General features: G+C 59.0%; 10 protein-coding genes. 6 read left to right on the top strand and 4 right to left on the bottom strand.

Features of this window, described 5'->3' with window-relative positions:
- The 6 genes from ACH2EH_RS01460 to ACH2EH_RS01435 all read left to right on the top strand — a co-directional run.
- Window positions 1–762, top strand: a 762-nt coding sequence (locus tag ACH2EH_RS01460) for a UTP--glucose-1-phosphate uridylyltransferase (protein ID WP_395138119.1), incomplete at its 5' end; no start/stop codon positions are given.
- 9 nt (window positions 763–771) lie between these two features.
- Complete coding sequence (locus tag ACH2EH_RS01455) at window positions 772–1,068, top strand: hypothetical protein (RefSeq protein WP_395138117.1); 297 nt, start codon at window positions 772–774, stop codon at window positions 1,066–1,068.
- A gap of 2 nt (window positions 1,069–1,070) precedes the next feature.
- A complete protein-coding gene (locus tag ACH2EH_RS01450) occupies window positions 1,071–1,526 on the top strand; it encodes an HNH endonuclease (protein WP_395138115.1) in 456 nt (151 codons plus the stop codon).
- A gap of 114 nt (window positions 1,527–1,640) precedes the next feature.
- Window positions 1,641–2,801, top strand: coding sequence for a HEAT repeat domain-containing protein (locus ACH2EH_RS01445; RefSeq protein ID WP_395138112.1), 1,161 nt, complete (start codon window positions 1,641–1,643; stop codon window positions 2,799–2,801).
- Window positions 2,802–2,807: 6 nt separating this feature from the next.
- Window positions 2,808–3,395, top strand: coding sequence for a HEAT repeat domain-containing protein (locus tag ACH2EH_RS01440; RefSeq protein WP_395138110.1), 588 nt, complete (start codon window positions 2,808–2,810; stop codon window positions 3,393–3,395).
- 193 nt (window positions 3,396–3,588) lie between these two features.
- Window positions 3,589–4,248, top strand: coding sequence for a hypothetical protein (locus ACH2EH_RS01435; RefSeq protein WP_395138108.1), 660 nt, complete (start codon window positions 3,589–3,591; stop codon window positions 4,246–4,248).
- On the opposite strand, the gene ACH2EH_RS01430 is transcribed toward ACH2EH_RS01435, so the two are convergent.
- The 4 genes from ACH2EH_RS01430 to ACH2EH_RS01415 form a co-directional block, all read right to left on the bottom strand.
- On the bottom strand, window positions 4,249–4,998 hold the full coding sequence (locus ACH2EH_RS01430) for a hypothetical protein (protein ID WP_395138106.1): 750 nt from the start codon (window positions 4,996–4,998) through the stop codon (window positions 4,249–4,251).
- Window positions 4,995–5,651, bottom strand: a complete 657-nt coding sequence (locus ACH2EH_RS01425; RefSeq protein ID WP_395138103.1) for a glycosyltransferase family 2 protein — start codon at window positions 5,649–5,651, stop codon at window positions 4,995–4,997. The genes ACH2EH_RS01430 and ACH2EH_RS01425 overlap by 4 nt, the downstream gene beginning before the upstream one ends.
- Window positions 5,648–6,355 carry a copper transporter gene (locus ACH2EH_RS01420; protein WP_395138101.1) on the bottom strand — a complete coding sequence of 236 codons (708 nt, stop codon included), beginning with the start codon at window positions 6,353–6,355 and terminating at the stop codon, window positions 5,648–5,650. The genes ACH2EH_RS01425 and ACH2EH_RS01420 overlap by 4 nt, the downstream gene beginning before the upstream one ends.
- A gap of 4 nt (window positions 6,356–6,359) precedes the next feature.
- A partial coding sequence (locus tag ACH2EH_RS01415) for an aldo/keto reductase (RefSeq protein WP_395138099.1) occupies window positions 6,360–6,737 on the bottom strand: 378 nt, incomplete at its 5' end.

The raw sequence follows: 6,737 nt of genomic DNA, 5'->3' as shown, positions 1-6,737 counted from the left end.
CAAAAAGTGCGCGAGTCCGTGCGCACGGCGCTGATCGGCTGGGCACAGAGCAAGGGCGAGGGCTCGGACTACACCGATAACCTCCCTGGTCAGTGCCTGCACCCGGTGGGCCACTGGTACGAGGTTCCCAACCTACTAAAGAACGGCCTCCTGCAAAAGCTTCTCACGGAGCGACCTGCGCTGAAGTATCTCATGATCCATAACATTGACACACTGGGTGCGGATGTAGACCCCACTGTGCTGGGGCTCTTTGCATCGCGCACCGACGGCGTGATGGTCGAGGTGATTCCACGCCGCTTAGAGGATCGGGGCGGCGGTCTGGCCCGCGTGGATGGTCGCCTGCGCCTCGTGGAGGGCCTCGCCATGCCGCGCGAAGAAGCCGAGTTTGGCTTGACCTACTACAACTCCGCCACCACTTGGGTGCGCATTGACGCGCTCCTCACACTCTTTGGCCTGACCCGCGAAACGCTCTCGGACACTGAGAAAGTACAAGAGGGCGTGCGCAGAGTCGCGGCGCGCATGCCAACTTATGTCACGCTCAAGGACGTGAAGAAGCGCTGGGGCGCGGGCCAGGAAGATATTTTCCCCGTGGCGCAGTTCGAGAAACTCTGGGGCGACATCACCGCCCTCCCGGACTGGCAAGCCAGCTTCGTCGCCGTGCCCAGATTGCGCGGCCAGCAGCTCAAAGACCCCGCCCAGCTCGATGGCTGGCTCCGCGACGGCAGCGCGGCGCACATCGAGACGCTGTGTGAGTGGGGGTAAAATAGCCGCATGAGTGATGAGCTACTGCAAACCGAAGGGCGTGTCCTCCATGACCGTGTCAGTCACGGCGAGGCACTGAGCGAGGAAGATCAAGCCCGCCTGGATGCCTACTATGCAATGGTGGAAGCAACCTATCCGCTCCGCACGTCCGAGGATGAACTCTTGCGGATGGAAGAGCGCAATCGTCAGCTCCAGAGCATAGTGGAGCGGGGCGAGGCACTGGTCACCTATCTCCAGGCGGTACTTGTTGCGGCTCAGGCGGAGCGTCGTGCCCTGGTGCGTGACTACGAGCGGATTGCTGCCTGAGCATGCTCCGCGACACGGTTCGGATTCGCTACGGCCTGCGCTGTGGGTACTGCGGTGTCCATGAGGATGAAGTGGGTGCCCTCCTGACGGTAGATCACTTCCAACCGCGAGCGCACGGAGGAACCGATGCACTGGACAATCTGGTGTACTGCTGTCATGCCTGTAACGAATTTAAAAGCGACTGGTGGAACCCTACGGGAGAGGAGCGTCTGCTTCATCCTTTGAATGAGGAGAGCAGTGTGCATCTTGTGGAGCGTGAAGACTTTACTCTGGAGCCGCTTACCCCTACAGGAGCGTTTCACATAACACGGCTTCACCTCAATCGTCCCCAGCTCATTGCATCACGTCGTAAGCGTCACCTTGAGGAAAATTACCGACGATTAACCGAGCGCCATCAGCATGTCCTAGAGCTGATGGAGCAATTGATAAATCAGCTAAATCAGATCAAGCCAGACTAACGACATTGGCTGGCAGCGCGATGGCAGCGCCGCGCACATCGAAACGCTGTGTGATTGGTAACCTCCGGCTTCGCGAAGAGGGAGGCTGAGGTGGCTTTGTGGTAAAGTTTGCACATGGCACTGTCTCTGGAGGGCGTAGACGATTCGGTGGTGCGAGAGCGAATTCAGCACCTGAAGCATCACCCTGACTGGGATGAGCGCATCTGTCGCTTTATAGCCAACCAGCTTCCCGAGCGTGCCGCCTTTCTGGTGCGCGAAGCCATCCTAAAGCCCGAGTCTCCGTATGAGAAATGGCTCTTTCGGGATGTGCGGTTGGCAAGCCGGTGCCTCAAGGACTTCTTGCCAACGCCAGAGATAAGCCTGCTGCGAGATGAACTTGGCCTCCGGTTTCTTCCCCTTTTATTGGATCATGAGGAGGAGAAAACGCTTCATTACTGTGATGGCCTGCGAGAGCTTGTCTGGGAGGTGCTCCCCGAGCTGAAATCGCGCGCTATTGTCGTGGCGCTGGTCGGACACTGCAAAAGCCACTACGCTGATACGCGCTTGAATGCTGCTAAAGCGCTGGCTAAGCTTGGGGACGAACGCGGTGTTGAGGCTCTGATTGCACTTTGTCTGGAAAAAGATGAGGAAGACAGTGTTGCTCGTCAGTTCGCGACGATGGCTCTGGGGGAGCTTTGCAGTGCCAGTGAGCCTGTTCTCGCCACTCTTGTTGCGCTTTGCCAGGAGGGAGATGGAGAGACCAATGTCCGTAATTATGCGATCCAGGCGCTTGGGAATTTCGGGGTGGCAAGTCCCGAAGTTGTTGATGTTCTGACAGGGTTGTGTCAATCGGAAAAGGGGTACTCAAAAATTGAGCCGATGCACGCCTTAGCAAAACTAGGGGATGAACGGAGCATTGCGGCGCTGATCGCTCTCTGTCAAGGAGAACAGCCACTTGTCTCACTCTGGAGAGACTTTCTTGAAGAAATTACGGAAGAGGCCAGCATTCGTCGTCTTGCGGCAGAGCTTCTGGGAAAGCTTGGTGAACCGCACGGACTCGCGGAGCTTACGAGCCTGTGCCAGGATGCCAAGGTACGCACCAATATCCAACTTTACTCCGCTGAGGTTCTAGCGCAGAGAGGAGATCGTCGAGGTGTGGATGTATTGGTGGAACTGTGTCAGCATCCAGATAAGAACTGGTGTCTTGGTGCCGCCAAGGCACTGGCCAAGCTAGGGAATGAACGGGGGATCGAAACTCTCGTCGCCCTCAGTAACTTTACGGCGGAAGGAAGTTAAACTCTGATGTTTGTCGTAATTCGTGATGTTCGCTGTGAGGCAGCTGAGACACTTGGAAAACTTGGAGACGAGCGTGGCATCATGACTCTGCTTGCCCTCTGCTGGGATAAAGACGTAACCGTTCGTAGCGATGCCATAAAATCCCTGGGATTGCTCGGGGATGAACAAGAGGCTCCTCCATTTGGTATACCCCCAGTTTCGTGTCCTTACTCAAGCAGTGAGGCACTGCGAAACCTGGATGACATACTCCAACGCATTCTTACGATTTTGATTCGTATCGGGCAAAACAGGGTTGAAGAGACATCTATTCGTTGCATCGCTCTTGCCGTGCTGGGAAGCATTGGAGAGGCACACCCGATGGTGTTGGCGGCTCTGAAGTCTCTCCTTACAGATGAGGAAGAAGGCGTTCGGCGTGTCGCGTCTTGGGTACTAGGCAAGCTCGGTGCAGCAGATGAAGCGATACTGGAGAGTCTCTATCAGGAATTAGAGAGTGGGAGGCGGAGTGACAGTGGGGACTGGCTTGTGCTTTCGGCATCAGCGGCAGCCTTACGCACGCGCGAAGTCGAGGCGTGGGCGCAGGCTCAGGAGATTTGATAGAATGGGGGCATGACGTAGCGTGAGGGAGTGTTCTTGAAACATGGAGGAGCACGAATAAAACGTCAGGGAGTGGAGGCTGAGCGAGAGCGAGCGATTTCTCAGCGAGGGGGAGCGAGGGCTAAGTAAGTCACAAAAAACACTTAACGGCAGGGAACAAGCAGATTGCAAGCCGAAGAAAGGATGAAACAAGATGGGGTCACGACGAAAGACAGCCGTAGCGAAACAGATTATGCGGGCACGGCTGATGATAGATGGCACGATAAACAACCCGGATATTCAAGAGGCCGCGACGCTCTTTGGCTACCCGGCAGCGCGGATTCAGGAAGGCAAGGCGCTTCTGGATGCGGTGCAAGCGAAGCGCGGCTCTGCGGAGAGCCGACGGACGGTGAAGAAGACCGCGACGGGGACGGTGCAGAGTGCGACCAATGTGGTGTATCAGCTCATGACGCCGCTGACGGGGATTGCGCGTGCGGTGCTCGTGGGGGATCATATCGCGCTCGGGGCGCTAGGGCTGGATCGTGGCCCGCTGCCGCGCTCGCGTGCCGGGCTGCTCGACGCGGGCCGCCGCTTTCTCAATTCCCTCTCCACCGACAGTGCCCTGGCAACCCGGCTCGCCGTCTTCGGGCTGAGCGCGACCAAACGCAGCGATTTGCAAGCGGCACTCACCGCGCTGGAGCAGGCACAGAGCACGCAAGCCGGAGCGAAGGGGGCGGCGGAGGACGCTACCCCTGCCGTGCAAGAAGCCCTCGATGCCCTCAATGCCTGGGTGATGCAGTACCGAAAGCTCGCCCGCATTGCGCTCAAAGCGCACCCTCAGCTTCTCGAAAAACTGGGCATGCCCACCAAATAGCTACCGCACGCCGAGCCGTGCATCCAGCCACTTGAGCCAGCGCGTTTTCTCGATGGTGGCGGTGAGGGAGAGGCGCTCTGCCACGAGGTTTAGTGTGAGCAGAAGCACGAGGAGTACGGCCTGCCCCATCAGTGGCAGGCTCTGTACCAAAAAGACTCCTGCCAGTGCACCCAGTAGATTGGAACCCGTATCGCCCAGCATCGCGCTTGCTCGCGCGTCCGACCACCACTCGATTGCAAGAACGATCAGCAGCGGCCAGAGTTCGGTAAAGCTCAGTGGGGTAAGTGCGAGTGCTGGAAGCAGGAGTAGGCCGAAACCAAAGAACGCACGGCCTGGGCGCAGATCCAGCAAGTTGAGTGTGTTGGCGGAGAGTGCAATCACTCCCGCAGCGACAGTTATCGCGAGTGGCTTGTGCGGAAAGAGAGACCATGCATACGCTAGCGCCACCGCGCCGCCACCAAAAAGCTTGAGCGAGCCTGTGGTCGGTTTGCCTGAGAAAAGGCTCTTGAGGTGCCCCCGAAATCCCCCCGCGGAGCGATCCCCCCAGAGATCATCGGCGAGGCCGAGCATGCCAAACGCAATGCCGGGCCAGAGCGTCGGGTAGCAGGCCAGCGGGAGCAAGAAGCTCAGTCCCGTGGCGGCAGGAATAGGCTTCTTCTGGAAATTAGGCCGCACCAGCTGAAGCTCCGGGCAGAGCATCCGGGTAAAAAGAGGGCAGAGCAAAGCCAAAATGGCAGCAATTGCGATCATCGGAGGAGCGCCTTGGCGACATCGCGGAGCTGGCGGGCGCGGTGGAGCTTGCCCTGCCAGTCGTTCTGGGTGACGCGGTGGTCCATTGTGGTGGGAACTTCTAAGATGCGAAAGCCTGCCTTGAGCGCCGAGAGATTCAGCCCCGTTTCGATCCCAAAGCCTGCCGCAAGAGGAAGCGCTGCTGCGAGTACCTCACGCTTCAGGCAGCGCTGGCCGGAGAGGGGAGCTTGCAGTGTCCTCCCGGTGGCGCGCTGAACTCCCCAGCGTGCCAAGCGCAGGACTAGGCCCATGCCCCCGCCGCGTCCGGGAATTACAGGAAAGAGCGCGATTGTCATGTCGGTTTCTCCGGAGAGCACAGGGGGGACAAGCTTGATCGCCTCTGCGGCGGTGGAACCGAGGTCGGCATCAAGGAGCAGGAGAAGATCGCCTTTTGCCGCCTTGAAGCCTGCGGTCAGCGCCGCCGCCTTGCCGCCATTTTGTACCAAACGCACAACACGTGCTCCTGCTTGCTCCGCCCGCTTTGCCGTCTCATCGGTTGAGCCATCGTCTATTACCAAAACCTCTGTGACACCGGGCAAGGCGAGCGTGACGGCAACGGTGGCAGCAATCCGCTGTGCTTCGTTGTAGGCGGGGATCAATACGGAGAGAGTCATGGGGTAGACGAGGGTGAGGGAGAGGGCGTCGGTGCTGGGCTAGCAAGTGGGGCAAGGGGAACGAGGTGAGTCCCCATTTTCAGGCCGAAGCTGCCGCTCTCCCCACGCAGCGCGACAATCAGAGCGAGCCAGCCTGTGGCACGGTCCATACAGTCCACTGTTGCATCCGCCTGTGTGCTCCAGAGCGAGACCAGCGATACGGGGGTCTCGTAAAGCTCAACCGCGACAACCCGGCTCTGGCCTTCACGAAGCGCTTTGAGCACAGCACTATCTCGGGTTCGGGCGAGTCCCTCGGTCTCCCCCCCTGCGAAGACAACCAGCTCAGGGAAGCTTTGGGAGAGAAACATCTCCCATTTGTCGGGGAGGGTGGTGCGCTTGACGGTCGCTCCCGCTAGCTCCAGTGCCTTCTGGGCCTGGTCCGCGGCGACACTGCTTGTCCCTACTTGAATCACCATAACAGGCTTAGCGGCAAGAGCCTGCCCCACGAGGAGAGGTAGCGCGTCAAAGAGCATCTGCTCCGTCTGCTCCCGCTCCCGTGTCTCTTTCCTAAGCTCCACGGTCTCTTTGGTGAGGCGATCCACTGCCGCCGTCTGCCGATCCACCACTTTGGTGCCGACAAATGCCGTTCCCACAAGAATGCCGATTCCGAGCGCCAAAAAAACAGCAGAGAGCGAGGCCACATGGTAGCGAAAATCAGACGTCACGTCGCTATTGTACCGTTAAGAGCGCATCAATCTCCGCCAACTCATTTGTCGTCAGCTCCCAGCCTGCGGCGGCGACATTGGCATGGATTTGTGCGGGTTTGGTGGCTCCTGCAATCACCGATGTGACGGCGGAGTTTGCCAGTAGCCAGGAGAACGCCAGCTCCAAGAGCGTGTGACCGCGCGACTCCGCGAACGCGAGAAGTGCCTCGACTCTCTCCAGGTTTTGTTCCGTGAGCCAGCGAGACTCCGCGTTGATTCGTGTTCCCTCAGGAAGTGGCTGGTTCTTGCGGTACTTGCCCGTGAGCATCCCGCTGGCCAGAGGGAAGTAGGGGAGCAGCCCGATACGGGTTTCCGTGCACTCGGCGAGCACGCCGTCGGTCTC

The organism is Armatimonas sp., assembly GCF_043760365.1.
In the GTDB taxonomy this organism is placed as follows: Bacteria; Armatimonadota; Armatimonadia; order Armatimonadales; family Armatimonadaceae; genus Armatimonas.
This window is presented reverse-complemented; position numbering and strand designations above follow the sequence as displayed.